Genomic DNA, 24,820 nt, shown 5'->3' with positions numbered 1-24,820 from the left:
AATGTTGCACGACTTTTAGAGTTGGCCGACTCTATCTGTGTTCAACATAATTATCTTTATTCTGACACTATTATAACATAAAACGTTTTTCCGTAAGTCCAGGATAAAATTAAAATAGTTGAAAATTATGCCTGTTTGAAAGCTAATCTTCAACTATTCTCTATTTCAAGCAATTGAAATTTTATACTAATAAATATTGTAAGCCAGCAGCTAAGATACCTCCAACAATTGGACCTAACATTGGTACCCATGCATAGCCCCAATTTGCATTACTCTTATTAGGTACTGGTAATACTGTATAAGCAAATCTTGGAGCCCAGTCACGAGCTGGATTCAAAGCGAAACCTGTTGTTCCACCCAAAGCTTGACCAACTACCATAATTAATAAACCAACGATTAATGGCTTCAATCCTTTTGTAAAGTCGCCAAGATTTAATAATGTAAAGATAAATACAAAAGTTGCGATTGTTTCACTCAAGAAATTATATAAACCATTGTCAATAGCTGGACCAGTTGCAAAAATTCCAACTACATTACCATCGCTAGTATTCTTAGCATTCTTGAATTGTGCTCCATATTGAATGATTACTAAAACTGCACCAACAAAAGCACCTAAAAATTGTCCTAATAAATATGGTAAAACTTGGCTCCAAGGGAAGAAACCAAAAAGAGCAAATCCGATTGTTACCGCTGGATTCAAATGTCCTTGGGCTCCAAAACTACCAGCTACATAAACACCGAACGTTACGGCCATACCCCATGCTAGAGTTACGAACAACCAACCAGCATTACGTGCATATGACGTCTTAAGATTTATGCCGGCGCCGGTACCTACACCTAGAACGATTAAAATCATCGTACCAAGAAATTCACCAATAAATCCGTTCATAGTACTCACCTCTATTTAATTTTTAGTGGTTCTAACTGCTTTTCTACTTCCTGTAAATCTACTCCTGCTTCAAGAAGTGTTGCTGCTGTATATGCTCCTTCGATTAAAGCAACATCATAGAGATGAACTTTTTTATCTGTCATTTCGATCGCCATCTCTAAGTTCATTTTTGCACTTCCTAAATCATAGAAAGCCAAAATTTCATCAGCATCATTTTCTTCAAAAGCATTCATGATTTTTTCCATACTTGTCCCAACATCATTATCTTCAGTTCCACCAGCTGTTGTAATAGGAACATCCTTAGCTACCTGAGTCAACAATCTTGGCAATCCATTAGCAACTTCATAAACGTGAGAAACAATTGTAATTCCAAAACTCATTACATAACCCCCGCTTCTAAAAGGGCTGTAAATAGGTAACCACTTGATACAGCACCTGGGTCTAAATGTCCAACTGAACGTTCACCTAAGTAAGAAGCACGACCTTTCTTGGCAACCATATCCTTTGTAGATTCAACTGCTGCATCAATATCTGCTTGAGTTAGACTATTATCTTTCAATTTTGGTACTAATACCGTCCAAACATCCACCATTGTCTTATCTCCAGCTTCAGCTCCACCACGTTTCTTAATTCCAGCTAAAGCTAATTCCATTAATTCTGCTAAATCATCTGTCTTAGCACTAGCTTTGGCCATTTCTAAAAATGCAGTTCCATATAAAGGACCAGAAGCACCACCAACTTTACTAATCAAGGACATCGCTGTAACCTTAAATACTCCAACAATATCTTCTGGTTGCTTACTTGCTAAAGTTTCTTTAACTGCAGCCATACCACGAGCCATGTTATTACCATGATCTCCATCTCCAATTGGTGTATCTAAATCACTAAGATATGCCTTGTTAGTTTCAATTAAATCACCAAATATTTCTAACCATTTTTCTAAGTTTTCTTTAGTTACTAACATTTCAATCTTCCTTCCCTACCTAAGCTTTTTACCATGCAATTGTTTCTACTGGATAATTTAAATATTCTAGCCACTTATCTTCAGCTAATTCAAATATTGTTAAAGAAATACCAGCCATTTCAATTGATGTCATATAATTACCAGCTTTCGTAAATACTGGTTTAACACCTTTTGCTTCCAATGCATCTAGCACATCGTTACCAAATACATATTGTTCCATTAATGGAGTTGCACCCATACCATTAATTAAAACAGCATATTTCTTATCCTTATCTAAATGAAGTTCTTCATCAAGTTTTTCAATTAATTCTGCTACCAATTCTTTGGATGGCTTAATTTTTTCTCTTCTATAGCCAGGTTCACTATGAATTCCTACACCATATTCAATTTCGTCTTCAGCTAATTCAAATCCTGGTTTGCCAACTTCTGGAACAGTTGCTGCTGATAAAGCTACCCCAATAGTCTTCAAGTTAGGTAATACTTTCTTAGCCAATTCTTCTATTTCATCTAAACTTGCACCTTGATCTGCTGCAGCACCTAAGATTTTATGCATTAATACAGTTCCGGCTACACCACGGCGGCCTTGTGTATACAAACTATCTTCTACGGCAATATCATCATTAACAATAATTGATTTAACTTCAATATCATCCATTTCTGCCATATCTTTAGCCATATCGAAGTTCATTACATCGCCAGAATAATTTTTAATAACTAAAAATACACCTTTGCCGCTATCAACAGCTTTGATTGCTTCATATATTTGATCAGGTGTTGGAGAGGTAAATACTTGCCCTGCAACTGCTGCACTCAACATACCTTTACCTACAAATCCTGCATGTGATGGTTCATGCCCACTACCACCACCACTGACAATACCTACTTTACCTTGCATAGATTCTTTGTCACTACGCACCATTACTTCAGTACCATCAATCTTTTCAATATATTGTGGATATAAACGAACCATTCCATTAACCATTTCTGGAACAACATCTGCTGGATTATTGATAATTTTCTTCATGACTATACCTCCATGTCGAACTATGATTATTTACAACTCGATTGTATAATATAAACGCTTTCAATTATAGTGGACAATATCTTAAATCTGTCCGTTACTCTATCCCATAAGGTATTATTATACTAATAGTATGGAAGTGATTAATATGAGATTAACAAACACACATGATATTTCTTTAGAAAACACAATCCAAGGTATCAAGCTTGCTTATCCATCTCTTAAGCAGGTTTCAGGAATATTTGGATTTATAGATAGAAATTTTAATGATGAACACATTCCTTTAATTTCAGGTGGTGGTGCTGGTCATGATCCTGCTCACTGGGGATTTGTTGGGTCTGGGATGCTAAGTGCTTCAATTACTGGAGAATTATTTGAACCACCTACTCCAGAAGAAATAATTACAGTTACTAAAAAAACAACTAAACTTAAAAAAGCCTTTTACATTGTCAAAAACTTTCCTAAAGATGTTGCTGCTTTTACTCAAGCTAAAGTAACTTTAGAAGATGAAGGCTGGCAAATTGGAATGGTTATTGTTAGAGATGATGTCTCAGTAGATTCATCCTTTGAAAAAAGACGGCGTGGTGTAGCTGGAACTGTCCTAATTCATAAAATTCTCGGCTACTATGCCCAAAAAGGAGCTAATATTGATACTCTTGAAATGATTGGTCAGCATTTAACAGAGAACCTAAAAACTATCGGTGTGGCTTTTTCTGGAGATAATTTTAACCTAAAAGATAATGAAATATACTACGGAATTGGTATTCATGGTGAGCCTGGCTATCGCAAAGAAGAATTTAAGTCTTCTGAATTACTTGCTAGAGAGTTGATAGCCAAATTGCGCTTAAATTTCCAATGGTACAAGGGTGATACATTTGTTGTTCTAATCAATTCTCTAGGTGGTACTACACCTATTGAAAATTTGATTTTTAATAATGATGTTTGTTCTTTATTGGCTTTAGATAATATCAATATCGCATTCGATAAAGTCGGTACTTTTCTTTCATCTTATGGAATTAACGGGATTTCTCTATCATTATTAAAAGTTGAAGATGCTGACTGGCTTCACGCCTTGCAAGCTCCCGTTAATGTTCCAGCTTGGTAATTAACTCTCAAAAGAATATTCAATTGCATTAATTGCTTGTTTTACAATTAATTCATAATCTACCGGATTGGGTGTCGTAACATTGTGAATTATAGTTGTAGATATACCTAAGCATAGGATCCACATATTATCCTGTGCTTTTTTATTTGAGATAAGCTCCTGCCTTTCTAGCACATGAGCTAATAATACTACCAAATGTGTCGCAAAAATATCTGCTACATTAACCTCGGTTTGTACCGTTAAACATTCATAATAGTAGCGTTTATGAGCATCTATTTCGTAAATGAACAACTTTAAAATTTCTTTCCAATGAAGGTAGTCAATATTATTATCAATTGTTTCTTCCAAGGTGTCATTTAATTGCCACTCTAGCAGATCATATTTGTCTTGAAAACTGTCATAAAAAGTTTGGCGTCTGATATCTAATATTCTCATTAAAGAACTTACTGAAACATGATTAAAACCCTTTTTCATTATCTGTTCACGAAAAGTATTAGCAATTTTCTTTTGTAATATATAGCTCATATTTGGCACCTCATCTAAACAAATCCAAATAAAATCAAACATCTTTTATATAAAATAATAACAAAATTCCCAATATAATTCTAGACACCGCAAAAAGTGCGTATAGCATACACTACACGCACTTCGATATTTTAACATTTATAATCTATTCTTTTTCAGTTACTCCTACAGATACTCTAGCCTTCTTATAGAAGTAAACCCCTAATCCTAATACTAATCCAACTAATGCTGGAACTACCCATGATAATCCGATACTAGCTAATGGTAAGTAATGCAATCTAAATGCTGCAACTGCTTTACCAAATGCGCTTTGACTAACAACTGCTGGGAATGCAACTACCATATCAAAGAATGCTGGAACTACAGTAAATAGAACTACCATGAAGTATACTGCACCATCACGCTTGAATAAAGGTGAAAATACAGATAATAGGATCAATACCATTGATAATGGATATAAGAACATTAACATTGGAGTTGACCAAGCGATGATTTGTTCTAATCCAAAGTTAGCTGTTAAGAATGATGCTAAGCATGATAATGCCAACCATGTGTGATAACTAACCTTTGGAAAATGTGCATGGAAATCTTGAGCAAAAGCTGCAACCAAACCTACCGCTGTTGTTAAACATGTAACTGTGATTAATGTAGCCAATACAGCTTGACCAAATGAACCTGCATAAGCATTAACAATTTGAGAAAATGCTACACCACCATCAGCGGATAATTTAAATCTACCTAATGACATTGCGCCTACAACAATTAGAAGTAAGTAGATTACTGCAACTGCACTCATTGAGAAGAAACCAGCTTTAGCAGTAACGGCAGCAACACTCTTTTCACGTTTTTTACCCATTGCACGAACGGCTGTAACAACAGTAACACCAAAAGCTAAACCTGCCAAAGCATCCATTGTGTTATAACCTTCTAAAAATCCATTAGTAAATGCACCATGTAGATATTGTGCAGTAGGTGCTGCTTGAGAAACACTACCCATTGGTTTTAAGAATGATACCAAGAATACTAAGAATAATAATACCAAAAATACTGGATTTAAAACCTTACCTAAATTAGATGCGATGTTATTTTCTTTATATGATAATAAAAATGCTGCTAAAAAGAATAATGCAGAGAAACCAAATAATGCTACTTGTTGATATTGTTGTGGAACTAATGGTGCCAAACCAACCGTAAATGAAACAGTAGCTGTTCTTGGAGTACCAAATAATGGTCCGATTGTAGCATGAATTAATACCATAAATACTAAAGCAAAAGTTGGGCCTAGTGGTAAACCTACATCATAAACACCTTTAGAACGTGTGATTGCGATAGCTAGAACTGATAGCAATGGTAACAAAACACCTGTTACTAAAAATCCTAGTGTAGCAGGAAGCCAATTATGACCTGCCAATTGTCCTAAATGTAGTGGGAAAATTAAGTTCCCAGCTCCGAAAAATAATGCAAATAGCAACGAACTAACGACAAAATAATCTTTTTTAGTTAATTTTCTTTCTACTAATTTCTCCATAAAATCATACCCTCATCAAATTCTCATTTATTAGAAAAAATATAGCAACTAATTAAGCACCTTCCGGATTGGTTACTCTCAGTTTGCACGCAATAAAAAAATAGACGCCCCTAAATCGACTACTCGATTCAAGGACGCCTATCGCGTGGTACCACCCTGCATTTATAGCTACATCGCTGCAGCTACCTTTCACGTACGGCCTACGTCTAGGCGATACGCTAACACTGTAATGGGTGTTCCCAATGCACCTTACTCTCACTAGGATTTCGGTACAACACTCGAAAGTGATTTTCATCTGCTTACTGTCTTACTTCCTCTCACCAAACGAAGCTCGCTTAAAGGGCAAACAAATTACTCTTCTTTCTCATTGCGTTCTTTTATATTTAATCTCTATGCTTTGTATTCTAATCATACTGTAATTATTTGTCAACACATTTTTCGGTTTTTTTTAACTCCAATATAACAGCTCTCATTTAATTTTCTTACTGAAAGCGTGTTATACTATGGTTGGAGCTTATATTCAGGGAGGTTGATTTATCATGAAAAATTCTTATTATCCAACTACTACTCCAAAAATCGTTGTCTTTGTAGTTACAATTTTGTTGTTTATTTGGACAATTATCGATTCCAACCTAATTCATTTGGGTGGACTGGCGTTTGCTTCATTGGTTATGTTGATGTTCCATTTTCATTTTTATGAATCAACTTCAGACAAAAATATTTTCAATAAAATAGACTTTATTCTACAATTATTTTTGGTCTTTATTTCTATTATTAAGTTTTTTGTTATTTCAGGTGTTAATTAATTTAAATTTTTCAAAAAATAAAAATGGTAAATCAAAAATCGATTTACCATTTTTTCTATTTTCTAGTAGCTTGTCCTGTAGCATAATTAATATTTATGTTAGTTTGTACATTAGGCACAAATACATTAAATTCTAGCGAACCATCTGATGATTTAGCTTCCAAATGTGCTCCTGCTGGCACTAGATTATTACCATCATAGACATCTGTCACACGATAACGAACCTGCTTGTTTCTATCTAAAGCTTTTCTTACCAATCCTTCGTAGTAATTTTGTCCGGTAGAATCCTTAGAAGCTGATTCATTAGCCCATGCAGTTTGAGTAGCTATATTCTTTTCATTAGACTCAGAAGCATCAAACCCTCTAACATTTCCCACAAGCGCATATGCTAATAAATGTCCTCTATCATAAGCATGCTTGAATCTACCTGGCAAGTTTTGTACCTGTCTAAATCCTTGTGGCTTCCAACTTGTACGCCCATTTCCTGTAGCTTGACGATTTTTATATTGACGACTAGTTCTATTTAGCCAAGCATTCGCAACAGTTGGTCGATTCAATGAATCAACCTCATTAACAGCATATGGTGCACTAGAAACTTTTGTATTTAAGTTAGTCTTATTATTATTTACAATGAAAGCTCCTGCCCTATTAAAGCTTAAATTACCACCTAATTGTTGGCGTACATTATCTGTTAATACTACACTTGCTTGTTCCTCAGTAGGAGTGTAATCCTTTTTGTTATATGTACTACTACTTGCAACCTCATTATTAAATGGTGTACTAATATGATTTGTATTAACCCCTACTGCTGCTAAAGCAACCCCTACAGCAACGGTAGCTAACCATCTCATAAATTTATTTGATTTATTTTTCTTTTTTCTTGCCATTTTAACCCTCCGAACACATATTCTAAATAAATTTTACAATACTTTTTAGATTATTTAAAGCATAAAAAAACTCCACAGCTAGGGAAACTGCGGAGAAAAAGGAAATATATTTAAGGGTTATTCCCAGTTCATCAGCTGGGAACTATGCTTTCAAAAAACATACTCTAAACTGAGTACTCACTTATACTACTTTTTATTTTTGAAGAATTTGTGAACTTTTATTGAATAAAATTTTAAGATTTATAAAAAATAAATCAATCATTTTAATTACAAAAAATTAGTATTTTCTATTTACTTACTTTTTGTAATCTGTTATATTATATGTGTACTTATTGAACACAACATAATTGAAAAAGAGGTAATTAATAATGGAATCAAAATTTAACGAATTACAAAAAAAACGTCGCTCAATTTACGCTATTGGTGAAAATGTTACTGCTGATAAAAATGACATCTTTAACTTAGTAAAAACAACTATTCAACAATCTCCTACAGCTTTCCACAGCCAAACAGTAAGAGCTGTTGTATTATTTGGTGAAAAATCAAATAAAGTATGGGACATCGTTGAAGCTAACTTACGTAAAGTTGTTGATGATGACGAAGCATTCAAGAATACTCAAGCAAAAATCGCTAGCTTCCGTGCAGGTTTTGGTACAATCCTTTACTTTACAAACACACCTAAAGTTCATGAATTAGAAGAAGCATTTCCATTATATGCTGATAACTTCGCAACATGGGCAGAACAAGGTATTGGTGGTGCTCAACAAGCTGTATGGACTGCTTTAGCAGAACAAGGTATTGGTGCTAGCTTACAACACTATAACCCACTAATTGATGATGATATCAAGAAAGAATTTGATCTTCCAGCAGAATGGACATTACGTGCACAAATGCCATTCGGTTCTATCGAAGCTCCAGCTGGTGATAAAGAATTCTTAGACGAAGCTGAACAATTCAAGTTAATCGACTAATTATTAGTCGTTATATATATCAAAAGCGTTGAGAAAAACTCTCAACGCTTTTTTATACTTCATTAACTTCTACTTTATACTTTTCTGTTTTAGAGTGTGGATACTTATTTATTTTTTCATTTTCTTCCTTTATCTTCAATAAACGTAAAGCATTTAAAATAGCTATGAAGGTTACCCCTACATCAGCAAATACAGCTTCCCACATTGTCGCTATTCCTAGTGCACCTATCAAAAGGAAAATTGCTTTTACTACTAAAGCAAAGATAATATTTTCCCATACGATTACCTTTGTCTTTCTAGCAATTTTTATTGCTTTGGTAACAGCAGTTGGATTATCTTTCATCAAAACAACATCTGCTACTTCAACTGCCGCATCTGAACCTAATGCCCCCATTGCAACGCCTACATCGGCACTAGCTAAAACTGGAGTATCATTTAAGCCATCACCTACAAAGATCACTTTACCTTTATCACCTATCTCAGATTTGATTTTCTCAACTTCTGTTACTTTATCTTGTGGTAATAATTCGGTCTTTACATTAGGGATAGCTAATTTTTCAGCTACACTTTCCCCAACAATCTTTTTATCCCCTGTAAGCATAGTAACATTGTCTATTCCTACATTCTTAAGACCTTGAATAGCTACTTTAGCATCATTCTTTATCATATCTGAGACTTCTATTGCACCAAAATATTCATTATTTAGAGCTACATAGACGACAGTTCCTGTAGTATCTTCTATTGTTGATACTCCGTCAATATGAAGCTTATTCATCAGCTTCATATTACCTACACTAATAGTATCACCTTGATATTCAGCTCTAACACCTAGGCCTACTAGTTCTTCAACATTGCTTACTCGCGCAATATTTCCCGGGTAATTTTTAACAATCGAACGGGCAATTGGGTGTGGAGAAGATGATTCAGCGATTGCAGCTAATTTTACGATTTCTTTCTTGCTTACTCCATTTGCAGGTATAATTTGAGTTACAAAAAATTCACCTCTAGTTAAAGTGCCTGTCTTATCGAAAATAACAGCTTTAGCTTGACTAAGCGCCTCTAGGTAATTGCTTCCTTTAACTAAGATACCAGCCCTAGAGCTTGCACCAATTCCACCAAAATAACTTAATGGTATTGAGATAACTAAAGCACACGGGCAGGAAATAACTAGAAAAATCAAAGCTCGATATAGCCATACTTGGAATTCTTGTCCTAAAAATAATGGTGGGATGCTAGCTAACATGATCGCAGATATTACTATTACTGGAGTATATATCTGAGAAAATTTAGTAATAAAATTCTCTGTCTTTGTCTTTTTTTCACTAGCATTTTGTACTAATTCTAAAATCTTTACTACGGTAGAATCTTTATACTCTTTACTTACTCTTATCCTAAGGGCACTATTTTCAACAATCATTCCACTTAAAACCTGACTATCCTTAGTAACTAACAAGGGTTTGGTTTCACCAGTTAGAGCTGCAGTATTTAAATATGCCTCTCCAGATTCAACAACTCCATCAACCGCTATTTTCTCTCCTGGATTAACAATGATTATGTCACCCTTGTTTAATAACTCTGGCTTAACTTGCTGTAATTTACCATTCAATTCTAAATTAGCATATTCAGGTCGAATATCTAGTAAGTTAGTTATTGATTTTTTAGAATTTTCTATCGCTAAATCTTCAAATATTTCACCTACACGATAAAATAACATAACTGCAATAGCTTCAGAAAATTGTCCAATCGCTAAAGCCCCAACTGTAGCTACCGACATCAAAAAATTCTCGTCAAACCACTTACCATGAAGTATATTTTCTATCGCTTCTTTTAAAATTGGATAAGCTGAAATAATATAAATTACTATGTACAGAACTATCGTTATATTTTTCGGTATAAAATGAGCGAGAATCAAAAGCATTAAGCAAAGTGCAATTACTCCACTTTCTTTTTTCTCATCTGGTGACATTCTTTTTATTAAGCTCATAATAAACACCTACTTTCTAAAATTATGAATATATGCTCATATATTTACATCTAGAGTATAACACGTTTTCATTTCCCTATCAATCCAGCTTATAACTTTTTTGCGTGTCTTTTTTTGCTAGTAATGGTAGAATTAGTTTTGGTGAACTATATGAAAGAACATTTTGCAAAATTACCTTCAGAAGAAGAAACTCAACGTAGTGTCCAAATATTTAAAGCATTTGGAGACTATACTCGCTACAAAATTTTGTATCTATTATATGAACGTGAACTTTCAGTCTCAGAAATCACTTCTGAAATTGGAGTTTCACAATCTGCTATCTCTCATCAACTTAAACTGTTACGTCAAACAGGTCTTGTATCTGGTCGACGTGATGGTCAAAGAATTTTATATAGTTTAGCAGATAAACATATTATTATGATTTTTAAACAAGTCAAAGAACATATCAGTGAAGATGATATTTAAAAAGAGTGCTGAGAAAATTTCAATTCTCTAGCACTCTTTCTTTATCTCTATTCAAACATTCTCTTCGTTGCTCTAAGCAATACTCTTGGATCTTTATCAAAGCGTGGATTCTTAACTAGTTTAGCCTCTGACACTCCTGCAAAATGGAATGCAGCAACTTCACCTGAACGAACTGCACTTTGTTCAGTAAATACCATTTGATATGGTTGTTCTACAAATTCTCCAGTAAATGCTAAGTTTGTAGAATGCTTTGGAATTACTTCTGGACGATCACTCTTAGCACGATTGTTAAATAATGCTGAAGCATATGGCATGTATACTGGGATACAATTGATAACACTGTCCATAATTTCATCTTCTAAGTCCATGATATTGTGTGGACCAGGATCTACTTTAGATAATTGTCCTATCAATTCTTGCAACATTTCTTTACCTGTCATCTTGATATATTGTTTATCAACAAATTCTCCTCGACGACGTGGATATAAGAAGTATCCCCAAATTACAGATTCATTAGCTTTTTGTGTTGTAAAGTGTGGTTGGTGATGTACAACAATCGACATATTAACATCTTTATGTCCTAATGGTGTAATAGGTTCAGTTGAAATGAATGAATTTAAAGCATTTCCTGGAACTTGTGTTGTAATTCTAGTGATTTCATTTAATAAAATATGATTCTTAGTTGTTAAAGTAAAACTTACCCATTCTGATGCATCTCTATCATTGAAGAATTTATCAGGATTTCCCAGGTTATAAAATCTTTCGCATGCTTTCTTCCATAATGATGAAGCTGCCCCATAATCCATATTTTCAGGAGCTGGCGTGTTGAAATCACCTAAAGTTGCAGAATCTGTGATAGATCCGTTAGTAAAGAAGACAACTGTTTCATCATCTACAGTTACGTGTTCTACTGTGCCTTGTTCGATGTTTTCCATTTCTAAACCAGTTACAGTAATTTCATCTTGCATTGGTGTATCTTTAAATTCAAAATCTGTAACTCGTCTATTCATAACAAAATTACATCCTTGTCCTTCAAGATACTTAATTAGTGGTAACATAATACTTTCATATTGGTTGTAACGTGTACGATTTACCCCTACTAAATGTTCAATTTGAGTAAATTCATAAATCATCTGATGCATGTAACGTCTTAATTCTTGAGCTGATGATTGTGTTCTAAATGCAAAAGTTGTTTCCCACATGTACCAGAAATTAGTTTGGAAAATATGTGGTGAATCTTCAAAATATTCTGCAATTGTTACATTATCTAGCTTTTCTTCTTGATTATCAGGCATCATAACTAAACGTGAAAGTAATATTCTGTCTAGATTATTTAAGCCAAGCTTGTGACCATCAACGATGCCCTTGCCGCCTTGAAGCAAACGAGCTTTATCATAGGTACGATGTTTACTATCAAAATCACGTGTATCTTCAGCAGCCGTCATGCCTGGTTCTGTAACTGATGGAATTCTGTCCAATAAATCCATCAAATCAACGTATGTACGATAGTTTAACATACGTCCACCACGAGCAATAAATCCCTTTGTATTTTCCATTGGATGATTTTTATTCCAATATTCTTCAGCAGCTTCAGAAGCAGTAGATCCGTCATTAGCGCCATGTGTATCTAAAGCATAGAAAGTAATATCTTTACCATCCCAATTTCCTTCTTGGATCAAATAAACTGCACCAGCCATATTTGCTAAACCGGCACCTATCATTATAGCTTTCTTCTTCCTCATAAAGATCACCTCACAAAACTTTTAAAAACGTTTTCAATATATATTATAAACTTTTTTGTCGTCACTAAAAGAGATATTCGACATTTTAATAAAAATGTATCAATATTTAATGGATTTTAATAATATAAAAAAAATCGGATCTAAAGCCCGATTCCTAGTTTTCTTAATTTAAAAATGCTTGATGTTTCTTTCTTAAATGTTCAAATTGTTCTTCACTAATATTACCTAGCTCTAACAATTTATTTTCTACAGTTTCTAGAACTTGAACACGATCTTCCTTACTTTCCATAAAGTCGTATTTATCACCGTCAATGATCAAAAGTGGTGAAGCATCATATTCCTTCATCCAGATATCGTAATGCTTCAATAGTCTTTGATAGTAATCTACCAAGGAAGGATCTTTTTCAATTAATTCATAATCACGACCACGTTTTTCAATTCTCTTAATCATTGTTTCATATGAAACTTTGATTGTGATCATCAAGTCAGGTGATTTTTTATGTGAAGCAAGTGGTAATTCTTCCATCATGTTGTGCAATAAACTCTTATAGATATCATATTCTACTTGAGTTGCATTTCCCATTTCAGTGTTCATACGCATAAAGATTTCATCTTCATAGATTGAACGATCCAAAATGTTGTTATCATCTTGCATAGCTTTCTTTATCATCGCAAAACGACGATTTAAAAAGAATGTTTGTAATAAGTAAGCATATGGATTAGTTGCTTCCTTATCCCCCTCAGCACGCTTTTTAGCAGCAATTTCATTTCCCTTATAAAAAATTGGTAATACAGGGTTATCCTTTACTGGTTCATAGTATGCTTTAGTCCCTAATTCTTTCGCTAAAATTTCTGTTAAACTTGACTTGCCAGAGCCAATAATACCCGATAATGTAATCAAAATGATTGAAGCATCCTTTCTTTTCTAAATATCCGTAATTGTAAGCAAAAAAATATGCTACACGCAGCAGCATTTCAATAAAGTTCTGATACAAACCAGACTTTCCTATATAATAATACACATCTTAACCTAAAAAATAAAGAATTATTTTTCGGTATCTTGTATTTAAAATAATATTAAGGTACCATATGTTGTATCATCATTAATTAATATACATATTTGAGGAGAATTGTAATGGCTAAAATTTATCTTGCGGCTCCATTTTTCAGTGATGGCCAACACGACCGTATCAATCAAGTAAAAGAAGCTCTTGAAGCTAACAAAACTGTATCTAGTATTTTTGTACCTGAAGAACATTCATATGAACATGCTGAATTCGGATCACTAGAATGGCAAAAAGCTACTTTTACTCTTGATATCAATAATATTTATACTGCTGATGCTGTAGTTGCAATTATTGATTATAAGAAAGAAGAAAGTGATAACGAAGCTGATTCTGGTACAGCTTTTGAAATTGGCCTTGCTTTTGGTACTAATACACCTGTCATTGTAGTTCAATTCGATGCTGAAAAGGAATTGAATCTCATGATTTCTCAAGCTCTTACAGCTTACTTTGACGCAAGCAAAGGTGAATTATCTGATTTAGCAAATTATGATTTCAATGAATTGATGCCTAAATTAGCTAATCGCCCAGTTATCTAAACTCTTTTCACTACCAGTATTATCATGTTACTGGTAGTTTTTTATATATTTTTTTAAGAAGGTGTTATTTATGAATGCTGAACTTAATCGTAAAACAGCAATTAAAGAAGTTCTTCCTACTGCATTCGGCTATATTGGTATTGGAATTGCTTTTGGGATTGTTAGTAAAGCTGCTGGTTTGTCGGCTTTGCAAGCTGGTCTTATGAGCTTGATTGCCTACGGAGGATCTGCACAATTTATTATCGTAAGTATGCTGTTAGTACATAGTCCTATTATTTCCATCATTACAGCTGCTTTTCTCGTTAATTCACGTATGATTTTAATGAGTTTAGTAACTGCTAAATACTTCAAAAACGATAGTATGTTACATAATATCCTAATTGGATCCTTGTTAACAGATGAAAGCTTTGCTTTGGCAATGAATAAACTCAACTATACAAATAATAAGCTCAATTTTGCTTGGTTTGACACAGCCAATTGGTTCGCATACTTCGTCTGGTTTTTCTCTTCAGTTTTAGGTGCTTTAGTGGGAAATTTTATCGAAAATCCCACTAATCTAGGAATCGATTTTGCCTTGGTAGCTATGTTTATAGGTTTGTTATACCTACAAATGATTTCTGATAAGTCATTAAAATTAAGTCTACAGCTTTTAGTAGTAGTTGCTACCTTTATCCTTGTTTATTTAGGACTTATTTTTATACCTAGCAATCTTTTAATTATTATTATCACATTATTAGGGTGTGCAGTAGGGATGGTGTTGAAACATGTCTTCTTTTAATTATGTCTTATTCACAATCATTGGTTGTGGATTTGCAATGTGGCTTTCAAAAGTATTGCCATTTATTTTACTTAAGAAATTTTCTTTACCAGCAATTGTTATTGAATATCTGAGCTTTGTTCCAATTGTTATTATGTCTGCCTTATGGTTTAGTCAACTTTTCACTCAACACTTGGGGCGTCTTCCTGGCATTAACTATGAAAATCTTCTGGCATCTTTGCCAACCCTAATCAGTACTATTATTTCTAAAAATCTTTTGATCACAGTTATTGTGGGAATTATCTCATTAGCTCTCATTCGTATGGTAATTTAAAAGGCTATGCAGCTTAACATTGGTAAGCTACATAGCCTTTTAACATCTTCAATTATGAACGTAATCTTCTTCTTTGGCGTTCTTCTAATTCACGGTTATTATCGTAAATCTTGTCCCCAATTTCTTTAACAAGCTCAACGTTCTTCTTATATTCTGCTTGTGTCATATCAACATTTTCAAAACAATCTTGTACGTGTGATTTAATTTCTGCTTCCATTTTAACTGAGTAGTCTGTTAAGGAAACAAATACCTTACGTCCATCTTCACCTGTACGTTCACGAGTTACCCAACCATTTTTTTCCATACGTTTCAATAATGGTGTCAAAGTACCTGTATCTAGGCCTAAACGTTCACCTAATTCTTTGATCATCATTGGGCGTTGTTCTTCCCATAATACCAATAATGTGATGTATTGTGGGTAAGTTAACTTAAATTCTTTCAATGATTCTGTATAAAAACGATTATAGAATTTTTGAGCTGTGTAAACAGCAAAACATAGTTCATTTTCTAATTTATTTGGCTTATGTTCTAACATATTACCGTCACTTCTTTCTTTTTAATTATCATATTAATATTTAGCTTTCGCTGGTGCAATAATTACATAACGATAAGGCTCTGAACCTCGCGAAAAAGTTTTAACATGCTCATCTTTAGCTAAGGATGAATGAATAATCTTTCTTTCAAACGCTGGCATTGGCTCTAAACTAATTTGACTTCTAGAAATTATAGCTTCATGTGCTTTTTTCTGAGCTAAATTGTTCAAGGTTTCTTCTCTTCGCTCACGATAATCAGCTACATTTAACATAATACGAATTCTTCGATTATTATTTTTATGCTTATCGAAGTAATCTTGCGCTAGTAGTTGTAAGGAATTTAACGTTCTACCATGTTTTCCTATTAATAAACCTTCTAGTTCAGTATCAAAATTATAGTAAACTACCCTTTTCCCTTGGCTAACATCTATAACAGCCTCTATTCCCAGCTGCTTAGTTATATCAGCTAGATAGTAACCTAAATTTTGAATAACCACATCTAAATTATTTTGATTTTCTTTTTCTACTTTCTCACTATTTATTTCAATGTTTTTACTATCCTCGTTATCTAAAGTTTCTGATTCTCTATCTACTTGATCCTCAGATACAATCTCTAATTGAGGTTTAGTATCACTTTCAGTTTGCACACTTGAGTTCACAGTCAATTCTATAACTGCTGGCTTTTTTCCTAATCCCAGGAATCCTTTGCGACCATGAGAGATGACTTCAATCTCTACATTTTCTCTATCTACACTCAAATCTTGCAATCCTTTACTTATGGCAGAATCAATAGTTTCTCCCGTGTATTGCATCAAAATCTTCCCCCTTTCACAATTTTTATCAAACTACTATTATATTTTTTTGCCATAAATTGCACAAATAATTATATCATGAAAACTTATTTTAAACTATATAATTTTGCACAAATAGTATACTATTCCTTTATTGGTCTAAATAAATGATATGGAGAAATAATTTGGATTTTCCCTAAAATATCAAGGAATTCATCGATACTTTCCATTGATTCTTTATTATAGTTTGATACCCAAATTCTAATCGTACTTATGATTTCACCTGCAAATATCTCCTCTGCATATCTGTTAGGTATCATTGTCCCATACGTTATTTTATGAAAAGAATTACGAATAGTTATTTCTTCTTTTAATAAATCCATAAAATCACGATAAAAATCTATTGTTGCATTTCTTGAAAATAAAGTACGCACCATATCACTATTTTCATTAATAAAAACGGCTAATTTATAAAATTCATCATGTGTTGATAAATACTTTTCTTCATCTGTCTGCAATCTGCGGACTTCAAACTGTTCAATGACTTTTCTATCGGCTTCCATCGCCTGTTTAATACCTTTTAAAATCCTACTTCTAACATCATTCAAAAATTCATACTTATCTTTATAGTATATATAAAACGATCTACGACTAATACCGGCGGCAGCTACCAATTCCGCAACTGTCAACTGGTTAAATGATTCATTTTCCAAAGCCTTAACCAGTCCACTCTCCAACTTGAGTTCTGTCTTTTTCAAAATTCATCCAATCCTCTCTGTTTTGTACACTCATTAAAACAGTTCTTTTTCAGTATACAGGAAAAAACCGAACTTTCATATCTTTTATTTCACAAATGATTTCAGTAAGCATCACCCTTGAAATTGAATACCTTTTCATTTATAATGTGCTTTGTACAATATTATGTGAAGATAGATTTGACTAGCACAAGGGGAGCCTTTTTGGCTGAGAGTGAAGTTATTCAGACCCTTTGAACCTGTTCGTTAATGCGAGCGTAGGAATGTGTAGTAAATCAGATATAACTACAAATAAATCTGATATTCATACCGTCTTTGTGTTGGCTCTAATCGAGTTCACACAAGGAGGGGCTTTTTTATGTACAAAGAAAAACTATTAATTTTATTAGAAGGCGCTTTGATGGCTGCGATTGCCACTGTACTAAGTGCTGTTGTACCAACGGTTGAATGGTTCGATATTTCTTTGGGAATTATTCCAATCGTAATTTTTAGTATTCGCCGTGGTCTAAAAGCTGGTCTTTTGTCTGGATTACTTTGGGGATTACTTCCAATTTTAATTGGTCGTGCTTCTATTCTTACAGTTACTCAAGGAATTTTGGAATACCCTGTAGCTAACATGGTTGTTGGTTTAGCTGGAATTTATTCCAATCAAATTAAGCAAGCACTAAGCAACAATAATTGGCATGTAATTTTCAGTCGCAGTTTGTTAGCTGTTTTCATCGCCGTATTTGCTAAATATTTCTGCCACTTTATTGCTGGCATTATTTTCTGGGGATCCTATGCACCAAAAGGTATGAGTCCTGTACTCTACTCCTTATTTGTTAATGGTGGTAGTTTCCTATTCAATCTAGTCTTAGCCGGCATCGTTGTCGTTGCTTTAGAAAGAAAAGCAGATCGAATATTTGCATTATCTTAATTCGATATTTTTATAGTCTGGAAATTCTATTGTAATTTTCAGGCTATTTTTTTAACCAACATTGCCTTATGCTTTAAAAAAATTACAGATTACATTAAAATAAGATTAAATATTCTAAGGAGATGGATTCATGGTTAATAACGAATTAATAAAAGATGACTTATATATGGCTGTCAACGGCGACTGGTTAAAGACTGCTAAAATTCCAGCTGATAAGGCTGCTACAGGTGGCTTTTATGATTTAGCCGATGATATTGAAAAAACTTTAATGGAAGATTTCGCCAATTTTATGACAGGTGAAGCAATATCTAATGATAAATACTTAAATGAATTCATTAAATATTATCGTCTCGTTTCCAATTTTGAAAAGCGTAATGCTGATGGATTTAAACCTGCCAAACAATACTTTGATAAGATTACTTCATTAAAAGACATCAATGATTGGCAAGAAAAGCTCTATGATTTAACTATGATGGGACTACCTAATCCTTTCCCATTATATGTTGAACCTGATATGAAAGATACTCAACACTATGCCCTATATGCATCTGTACCTAGCTTAATTTTGCCAGATAAAACCTACTATGAAGAAAATCACCCTCAAGCTGAAGCATTACTCAGTGTTTATCGTCAAATGGTACTTGCCTTGTTTGAGCGTGCTGGCTATGACAATGACTTTGCACAAGCAACTTTAGAAAAGGCGCTTGCTTTTGATAAGTCACTTGCTCCTGTTCAAAAAGATAGTACCGAACGTGCTGATTATGCTAAATCCTATAATAAGTACAGTTTTGAAGATTATACAGCATTCAGTAAGAGTGTAGATTTAGGAGCTTTTGCTAAGAAATTGATCGGTCAAACTCCTGATCAAGTCATTGTGGATGAACCTAAATATTATGAAGCATTAGAAACTTTGATTAATCCTGATACTTTCGAAAACTTCAAGAGTTGGCTTTTAGTAAAAACTCTCATCAGTGTAAGTACCTTATTGGATGATGATACTCGTGTTCTAGCTGGCACATATTCTCGTGCTTTGTCTGGTTCTAAAGAAGCTATGAAAGCCCCAAAAGCTGCCTTTTACCTTGCTACTGGTCAATTTAGTCAAGTAGTTGGATTATATTATGCACATAAATATTTTGGTGCTAAAGCTAAGGCTGATGTTCATCATATGGTAGAAAAGATGATTGATGTTTATAAAAATCGCCTTGCTTCCAATGATTGGTTGAGTGATGATACTCGCCAAAAAGCTATTGTTAAGCTTAATACTTTGGGAATAAATGTAGGTTATCCTGATAAGTTAGATCCACTTTACACTAAGTTTGTTGTCGATGAAGATGCAGATTTAGTTACTAATGACTTAAACTTTACTCAAATTAGCCTTAAGGAACATTATGATCGTTGGGGTAAAGATGTTGATAGAAGTCGTTGGGAAATGCCAGCTCACATGGTAAATGCTTATTATAATCCTTCATTTAATATCATTGTTTTCCCAGCAGCTATTCTTCAAGCTCCATTTTATAGCTTAGATCAATCTTCAAGTGAAAACTTTGGTGGAATTGGTGCGGTAATTGCTCATGAAATTTCACACGCATTTGACAATAATGGTGCTCAGTTTGATGAGTTTGGTAATTTACACAATTGGTGGACTGATGAAGATTTGAAACATTTCCAAGGACTTGCTCAAGATATGATTGCTGAATTTGATGGTCTAGAAACTGAAGCAGGTAAAGTTAATGGAAAGCTTGTAGTTTCAGAAAATATCGCTGATGCTGGTGGTCTAAGTTGTGCATTAGAAGCTGCTAAGAGTGAACCAGATGTTGATTTAAAAGCCTTCTTCATTAACTGGGCTCGCATTTGGAGAATGAAGTCTTCAATTGAACGTCAAAAATTATTATTATCAATTGATGTTCATGCTCCTCACGTATTACGTGCTAATGTTCAACCTAAGAATCTAGCTGATTTTTATACAACATTTGAGATCACATCAGATGATAAGATGTATCTCGCTCCTGAAAAACGTGTAAATATTTGGTAGAATTTAAGAAATCAGAAGTTAAGCTTCTGGTTTTTTTATTAATATAAATTGACAACGTTGCCATTTAGATCTTAAAATTGTTGTAACGATGTTGCTACTAGATCATATTTAGAATTGGAGTGATTTTTATGAAGCAAGTTGGATACTACAATGGTACTATCGCTGATTTAAATGAACTTAAGGTGCCTGCTACTGATCGTGCACTTTATTTTGGTGATGGTTGCTACGATGCAACTACATTTAAGAACAATGTTGCATTTGCCTTAGAAGATCATCTTGATCGTTTTTATAATAGTTGTCGCCTACTAGAGATCGATTTCCCTTTAAATCGCGATGAACTTAAAGAAAAGCTTTACGCTGTTATTGATGCTAACGAAGTTGATACTGGTATCCTTTATTGGCAAACTTCACGTGGTTCTGGTTTACGTAACCATATTTTCCCAGAAGATAGCCAACCTAATTTATTAATTTTTACTGCTCCTTATGGTTTAGTTCCATTTGATACTGAATATAAACTTATATCTCGCGAAGACACCCGCTTCTTACATTGCAATATTAAGACTTTGAATTTACTTCCAAACGTTATTGCAAGTCAAAAGGCTAATGAGAGTCATTGCCAAGAAGTAGTCTTCCATCGCGGTGACAGAGTTACAGAATGCGCACACTCTAACATCTTAATTCTAAAAGATGGCGTTCTCTGTTCCCCACCTAGAGATAATTTAATCTTGCCAGGAATTACTTTGAAACATCTCTTGCAATTAGCAAAAGAAAATAATATTCCTACTTCTGAAGCACCATTCACTATGGATGATCTTAGAAATGCTGATGAAGTTATTGTTAGCTCTTCAGCTTGCCTAGGTATTCGTGCAGTCGAGCTTGATGGTCAGCCTGTTGGTGGAAAAGATGGAAAGACTTTAAAGATTTTGCAAGATGCTTATGCTAAGAAATATAATGCTGAAACTGTAAGTCGTTAAACGAAAAAAATCGAGAACTTTGCTTCTCGATTTTTTTATTTTACATAGTAAGAATATACTATTGACCCTACCACGGCCATTAATAGTAATACAATTATTATTACAACTGACATGTTACTTAGAAATACAGCTAAAATAAGTCCAATACCACCTACTGCCAATAACAAGTTACTTGCAAAAGTATTAGTCTTTTTCCAAATTTTATCGCTACTCATAATTCTAGTGGTTCTAATGCCAATATAGCGATTAATTTTGTTATTTCTTGTCATTAAAGCTATGATGATGATCATACATGACAAAGCAACTGCATTAATCATGTTAATATTTGCTGTAGATTTCAAAGCTACACCTATTATTGCTAACTGTGCTAGAAATAATATTATTCCTATACCATCTATTACTTTTTTTAGATTGATGTCTTTAATCCCAAAACTGCTTATCAGCCACAAGATTAATTCCATAACCGGCATAAAACTGATACCCTCCAATTTAGGTGCTGTACCATCAACAGTTCCAGTTAAGGTAAAATGTATAGGCAAACGTGTTGGTAAAATACCATATACAGCGATTGATATCAGCACCATCAAAATCAGAATTATAACCAATATATTATTTTTTATAACTTTCATAATTTCCCTCCTTCTTAACTAATAACTATTATCTATGTTCAATATATCACATTCCCCCTAAATTCTTCTTTTTATCATTAACAAGTTAACATAAGTTCTTGACAGACTTTTTACAACTTGAAATTAAATTAAAATTAAAATATAATTAAACACAATATATTATATTGGGGGATTGATAATGGAAAACAAACAGCTTCTCGTAGCAGAAGATCTGTCTGCTGTAGGGGATCTTTCTCTAACAGTTGCCACCCCTATACTTCAATGTCAGAACATTCCCGTAGCGGTACTACCTACAAGTGTCTTATCAACTCAATCTGAAGGATTTGGTACTCCCGCCATTTTACCAACAGAGAATTGGATTAAATCTACTTTCGATCATTGGTCAAAAGAACAACTTGATTTTTCTGGGATATTAATTGGTTATTTTAATAATCAAGTTGTTGGGCAAGAATTACTTCATTTTATTGAAAGTCATTCACTTGATTTAGTAGTTATCGATCCTGCATTTGCTGATGATGGTGCTTTTTATCCCGGTTTAGATGATAATCACCTTGCTACAATAAAGAAATTGTTACAACATGCGACTGTTACCACACCTAATCTAACCGAAGCTAAATTCTTAACAGGATTAACTGAACTTGATAACTCCTATGAGAGTTTGACCAAGTTACTGTTAGCAATGAAAAAACTAATTCATCCTGGCGGAAATGTGGTAATCACTGATATTGTTTTCGAAAATAAGCACGGCTGTGTTTATGAGCAAGATGGAGAAGTAACGTTTTGTTCATATCCTCAATTGCCTGGTCACTTTTATGGAAGTGGCGATGTTTTTTCAGCCTTACTAACAAGCTTTCTATGGCATGGAAAAGATTTCCATCAAGCTGTCAAAAAGACTACTAAATTAACCTTTAATGCTTTAATGGAAACAGCTACATCGCATCGCGAACGTCGCTATGGAATCAATCTATCTCGTTTATTACAACTATTAATTCTTGAAAACGAAGGTGAAAATTATGAAAACTAATAATTTAGTTAATACACACCAACTTACCTTACTTGCTGTTATTGTGGCTGCTAACGTCGCTATTGCTCGTGTTTTTTTGATACCTATTCCTATGACACATGGAAATGTCAATCTCTGTGATACTGGTATTTTTCTAGCAGCTTGGCTTTTTGGTTCTAAAAAAGGCGGTGTTGTTGGCGGCCTTAGTGGATTTTTGTTAGATTTAATTTCTGGTTATCCTCAATATATGGTATTTTCTTTGATTGTTCATGGATTAGAAGGCTTTATCGTTGGTAAATTAACCGAAGATAAGAAAATTTCTGCTAAATCACTTATTGTTTCTTTAATTGCCGGTGTATTATTTATGGTTTTAGGATATTTAGTTTCTGACTCTCTTCTTTACAAGTTCTCCACTGGTATCATAGCTGTTCCTATGAATGTCATTCAAGGATTAGTTGGTGCTCTTGTAGCAGTCCCTCTATTCTGGAGATTAAGAAAATTAGTAAAGTAGGTTTTGGATATAGGACCAATTTTCTAATTTGTGCAAGTAAACGTTTGATTTGCATAAATTAGAAAATTGGTCCTATATTTATATCGTCATTTTTACTTTTTGCAAGACATTTTCAATGAAATGTTGAAAAAAATATTATTTTCAAAAGCAAACATGCTATAATACAGATGGGCTTTAACTAGCTTTAAAGTTGATAATATTAGTTCCATTTTCCAATCCAAGAATCTATATCCCTTGAGTTAGATTCTTGGAACACATTCTCCTTGGAATATGTCATAATTCTGATTTAACTGGGAATTTTCAGAGTTTGTAACTAATGTTCACTCACTCTTAGTTAGCTAAGTCGGGCTCTTAACAACTAGACGCAATAAGGTTGAAAAGTCGCTAAACTTTTCAACCTTATTTTTCACTTTATAAATTTAGTTCATAAGCATATCTGATTGGTTCAATTTTTTCATCAACATAAATTATGCCACGTTTTTCAAAACCAAACTTTTCTGATAATCCTTTCATTCGTTCATTTCCCGGATGAGTATCTATTCTAAAATCTTTATATCCTTTTTGAATGCCAATTGTAATTAGTCCACTAAATAAGTAATTGCTTAGATGCATTCCTCTGAATTTACTTGAAATTGCGGCACGATGAATAGCCGCATAATCATCATCACGTTTCCAACTACCTTCTTCTATGGCATCATAATTTTCTTGTCGCTCAGTAGTTAATACTCCTATACCTGCTACTTCATCACCTACTACCAGTACGTAGGCTTCTTCATTATTTATATCTTCTTTAAATCGTTCTTCATCAGGATAACCTCCTTGCCATTGAGGAATTTTATCATTTTTAAACAATGCTCTTGCATCTTCAACAATTGACATAATTTTATCTAAATCATCAATCGTAGCTTTTCTAGTATAGATCACAGCCATATATTTCTTCCTGCCTCTCATTAGAATTTTGCTTTATATTATACATGTTTTCAGTGGAAATACTCTAGAAATAACTTATTTTAAAAAAAATTCTTGCATAACGTTATAAATTCTGGTAATATATTTTTTGTTGATACGCTATGGGTGGTTAGCTCAGCTGGCAGAG

At 33.6% G+C, this 24,820-nt stretch carries 27 protein-coding genes, 1 riboswitch and 1 other annotated feature; of the genes, 12 read left to right on the top strand and 15 right to left on the bottom strand.

The window, feature by feature from the left end:
• Positions 1-181: 181 nt before the first annotated feature.
• The 4 genes from FC55_RS06070 to dhaK are packed head-to-tail and all read right to left on the bottom strand — an operon-like array spanning position 182 to position 2,877.
• Positions 182-889, bottom strand: a complete 708-nt coding sequence (locus FC55_RS06070) for an MIP/aquaporin family protein (RefSeq protein WP_003701023.1) — start codon at positions 887-889, stop codon at positions 182-184.
• A gap of 11 nt (positions 890-900) precedes the next feature.
• Positions 901-1,269 carry a dihydroxyacetone kinase phosphoryl donor subunit DhaM gene (gene dhaM, locus FC55_RS06065; protein ID WP_003701022.1) on the bottom strand — a complete coding sequence of 123 codons (369 nt, stop codon included), beginning with the start codon at positions 1,267-1,269 and terminating at the stop codon, positions 901-903.
• Complete coding sequence (gene dhaL, locus FC55_RS06060; protein WP_003701021.1) at positions 1,269-1,853, bottom strand: dihydroxyacetone kinase subunit DhaL; 585 nt, start codon at positions 1,851-1,853, stop codon at positions 1,269-1,271. The genes dhaM and dhaL overlap by 1 nt, the downstream gene beginning before the upstream one ends.
• A gap of 28 nt (positions 1,854-1,881) precedes the next feature.
• Positions 1,882-2,877 (bottom strand): dihydroxyacetone kinase subunit DhaK, encoded by a 996-nt coding sequence (gene dhaK, locus FC55_RS06055; protein ID WP_003701020.1) that lies wholly within the window; start codon positions 2,875-2,877, stop codon positions 1,882-1,884.
• A 145-nt stretch (positions 2,878-3,022) separates the two neighbouring features.
• Between dhaK and dhaQ the strand changes: the two genes are divergently transcribed.
• Positions 3,023-3,979 (top strand): DhaKLM operon coactivator DhaQ, encoded by a 957-nt coding sequence (gene dhaQ / locus FC55_RS06050; protein WP_035150124.1) that lies wholly within the window; start codon positions 3,023-3,025, stop codon positions 3,977-3,979.
• On the opposite strand, the gene dhaS is transcribed toward dhaQ, so the two are convergent.
• The gene (dhaS, locus tag FC55_RS06045; protein WP_003704309.1) at positions 3,980-4,504 is read right to left on the bottom strand and encodes a dihydroxyacetone kinase transcriptional activator DhaS; all 525 of its coding nucleotides are present in this window, start codon (positions 4,502-4,504) and stop codon (positions 3,980-3,982) included. It lies immediately after the preceding gene.
• Between the two features lie 145 nt (positions 4,505-4,649).
• A complete protein-coding gene (gene brnQ / locus FC55_RS06040; protein WP_003701015.1) occupies positions 4,650-6,032 on the bottom strand; it encodes a branched-chain amino acid transport system II carrier protein in 1,383 nt (460 codons plus the stop codon).
• A 127-nt stretch (positions 6,033-6,159) separates the two neighbouring features.
• Positions 6,160-6,409, bottom strand: a binding site (T-box leader).
• Positions 6,410-6,571: 162 nt separating this feature from the next.
• On the opposite strand from brnQ, the gene FC55_RS06035 reads away from it, so the two are divergent.
• Complete coding sequence (locus FC55_RS06035) at positions 6,572-6,838, top strand: hypothetical protein (RefSeq protein ID WP_003701014.1); 267 nt, start codon at positions 6,572-6,574, stop codon at positions 6,836-6,838.
• A 55-nt stretch (positions 6,839-6,893) separates the two neighbouring features.
• Here FC55_RS06035 and FC55_RS06030 read toward each other — a convergent pair whose 3' ends face one another.
• The gene (locus FC55_RS06030) at positions 6,894-7,724 is read right to left on the bottom strand and encodes a DNA/RNA non-specific endonuclease (RefSeq protein WP_003701012.1); all 831 of its coding nucleotides are present in this window, start codon (positions 7,722-7,724) and stop codon (positions 6,894-6,896) included.
• Between the two features lie 368 nt (positions 7,725-8,092).
• On the opposite strand from FC55_RS06030, the gene FC55_RS06025 reads away from it, so the two are divergent.
• Positions 8,093-8,695, top strand: coding sequence for a nitroreductase family protein (locus tag FC55_RS06025; protein ID WP_003701011.1), 603 nt, complete (start codon positions 8,093-8,095; stop codon positions 8,693-8,695).
• 52 nt (positions 8,696-8,747) lie between these two features.
• Here FC55_RS06025 and FC55_RS06020 read toward each other — a convergent pair whose 3' ends face one another.
• The gene (locus tag FC55_RS06020) at positions 8,748-10,679 is read right to left on the bottom strand and encodes a heavy metal translocating P-type ATPase (protein WP_035150120.1); all 1,932 of its coding nucleotides are present in this window, start codon (positions 10,677-10,679) and stop codon (positions 8,748-8,750) included.
• A 150-nt stretch (positions 10,680-10,829) separates the two neighbouring features.
• Here FC55_RS06020 and FC55_RS06015 point away from each other — a divergent pair, with 150 nt between their 5' ends.
• A complete protein-coding gene (locus FC55_RS06015; protein WP_003704272.1) occupies positions 10,830-11,144 on the top strand; it encodes an ArsR/SmtB family transcription factor in 315 nt (104 codons plus the stop codon).
• 47 nt (positions 11,145-11,191) lie between these two features.
• Here FC55_RS06015 and FC55_RS06010 read toward each other — a convergent pair whose 3' ends face one another.
• Together FC55_RS06010 and FC55_RS06005 are read right to left on the bottom strand one after the other, a co-directional pair.
• A complete protein-coding gene (locus tag FC55_RS06010) occupies positions 11,192-12,886 on the bottom strand; it encodes an oleate hydratase (protein ID WP_003701008.1) in 1,695 nt (564 codons plus the stop codon).
• 163 nt (positions 12,887-13,049) lie between these two features.
• The gene (locus FC55_RS06005) at positions 13,050-13,787 is read right to left on the bottom strand and encodes a deoxynucleoside kinase (protein WP_003701006.1); all 738 of its coding nucleotides are present in this window, start codon (positions 13,785-13,787) and stop codon (positions 13,050-13,052) included.
• Positions 13,788-14,021: 234 nt separating this feature from the next.
• On the opposite strand from FC55_RS06005, the gene FC55_RS06000 reads away from it, so the two are divergent.
• The 3 genes from FC55_RS06000 (at position 14,022) to FC55_RS05990 (ending at position 15,580) form a co-directional block, all read left to right on the top strand.
• Positions 14,022-14,489: a nucleoside 2-deoxyribosyltransferase gene (locus FC55_RS06000; protein ID WP_003701005.1), complete on the top strand. Its 468-nt coding sequence runs from the start codon at positions 14,022-14,024 to the stop codon at positions 14,487-14,489.
• A 70-nt stretch (positions 14,490-14,559) separates the two neighbouring features.
• Complete coding sequence (locus FC55_RS05995; RefSeq protein WP_003701004.1) at positions 14,560-15,267, top strand: AzlC family ABC transporter permease; 708 nt, start codon at positions 14,560-14,562, stop codon at positions 15,265-15,267.
• Positions 15,254-15,580, top strand: a complete 327-nt coding sequence (locus tag FC55_RS05990; RefSeq protein WP_003701003.1) for an AzlD domain-containing protein — start codon at positions 15,254-15,256, stop codon at positions 15,578-15,580. The genes FC55_RS05995 and FC55_RS05990 overlap by 14 nt, the downstream gene beginning before the upstream one ends.
• Before the next feature lie 52 nt (positions 15,581-15,632).
• Here FC55_RS05990 and FC55_RS05985 read toward each other — a convergent pair whose 3' ends face one another.
• The 3 genes from FC55_RS05985 to FC55_RS05975 form a co-directional block, all read right to left on the bottom strand.
• Positions 15,633-16,115: a MarR family winged helix-turn-helix transcriptional regulator gene (locus tag FC55_RS05985; protein WP_003701002.1), complete on the bottom strand. Its 483-nt coding sequence runs from the start codon at positions 16,113-16,115 to the stop codon at positions 15,633-15,635.
• 33 nt (positions 16,116-16,148) lie between these two features.
• On the bottom strand, positions 16,149-16,925 hold the full coding sequence (gene jag, locus FC55_RS05980) for an RNA-binding cell elongation regulator Jag/EloR (RefSeq protein WP_003701001.1): 777 nt from the start codon (positions 16,923-16,925) through the stop codon (positions 16,149-16,151).
• A 122-nt stretch (positions 16,926-17,047) separates the two neighbouring features.
• Positions 17,048-17,662, bottom strand: a complete 615-nt coding sequence (locus FC55_RS05975) for a TetR/AcrR family transcriptional regulator (RefSeq protein WP_003701000.1) — start codon at positions 17,660-17,662, stop codon at positions 17,048-17,050.
• Positions 17,663-17,841: 179 nt separating this feature from the next.
• Positions 17,842-17,940: riboswitch (TPP riboswitch) on the top strand.
• Positions 17,941-18,017: 77 nt separating this feature from the next.
• Between FC55_RS05975 and thiT the strand changes: the two genes are divergently transcribed.
• The 3 genes from thiT (at position 18,018) to FC55_RS05960 (ending at position 21,581) form a co-directional block, all read left to right on the top strand.
• Positions 18,018-18,575: an energy-coupled thiamine transporter ThiT gene (gene thiT, locus FC55_RS05970; RefSeq protein WP_003700998.1), complete on the top strand. Its 558-nt coding sequence runs from the start codon at positions 18,018-18,020 to the stop codon at positions 18,573-18,575.
• 130 nt (positions 18,576-18,705) lie between these two features.
• The gene (locus FC55_RS05965) at positions 18,706-20,607 is read left to right on the top strand and encodes a M13 family metallopeptidase (RefSeq protein ID WP_003700997.1); all 1,902 of its coding nucleotides are present in this window, start codon (positions 18,706-18,708) and stop codon (positions 20,605-20,607) included.
• Positions 20,608-20,735: 128 nt separating this feature from the next.
• On the top strand, positions 20,736-21,581 hold the full coding sequence (locus FC55_RS05960; RefSeq protein ID WP_003700996.1) for a D-amino acid aminotransferase: 846 nt from the start codon (positions 20,736-20,738) through the stop codon (positions 21,579-21,581).
• 35 nt (positions 21,582-21,616) lie between these two features.
• On the opposite strand, the gene FC55_RS05955 is transcribed toward FC55_RS05960, so the two are convergent.
• Positions 21,617-22,210, bottom strand: a complete 594-nt coding sequence (locus FC55_RS05955; RefSeq protein WP_003700995.1) for an SdpI family protein — start codon at positions 22,208-22,210, stop codon at positions 21,617-21,619.
• Positions 22,211-22,388: 178 nt separating this feature from the next.
• Between FC55_RS05955 and FC55_RS05950 the strand changes: the two genes are divergently transcribed.
• Complete coding sequence (locus tag FC55_RS05950) at positions 22,389-23,234, top strand: PfkB family carbohydrate kinase (RefSeq protein WP_003700994.1); 846 nt, start codon at positions 22,389-22,391, stop codon at positions 23,232-23,234.
• Entirely contained in the window at positions 23,224-23,724 is a 501-nt protein-coding gene (locus FC55_RS05945) for an ECF transporter S component (protein WP_003700992.1), read from the top strand. The genes FC55_RS05950 and FC55_RS05945 overlap by 11 nt, the downstream gene beginning before the upstream one ends.
• A gap of 411 nt (positions 23,725-24,135) precedes the next feature.
• Here the strand turns inward: FC55_RS05945 and FC55_RS05940 are convergent, their stop codons facing one another.
• Entirely contained in the window at positions 24,136-24,654 is a 519-nt protein-coding gene (locus FC55_RS05940; protein ID WP_035150116.1) for a GNAT family N-acetyltransferase, read from the bottom strand.
• Between the last annotated feature and the right edge of the window lie 166 nt (positions 24,655-24,820).

It is taken from the genome of Ligilactobacillus salivarius DSM 20555 = ATCC 11741 (genome assembly GCF_001435955.1).
Classification (GTDB): domain Bacteria; phylum Bacillota; class Bacilli; order Lactobacillales; family Lactobacillaceae; genus Ligilactobacillus; species Ligilactobacillus salivarius.
This window is presented reverse-complemented; position numbering and strand designations above follow the sequence as displayed.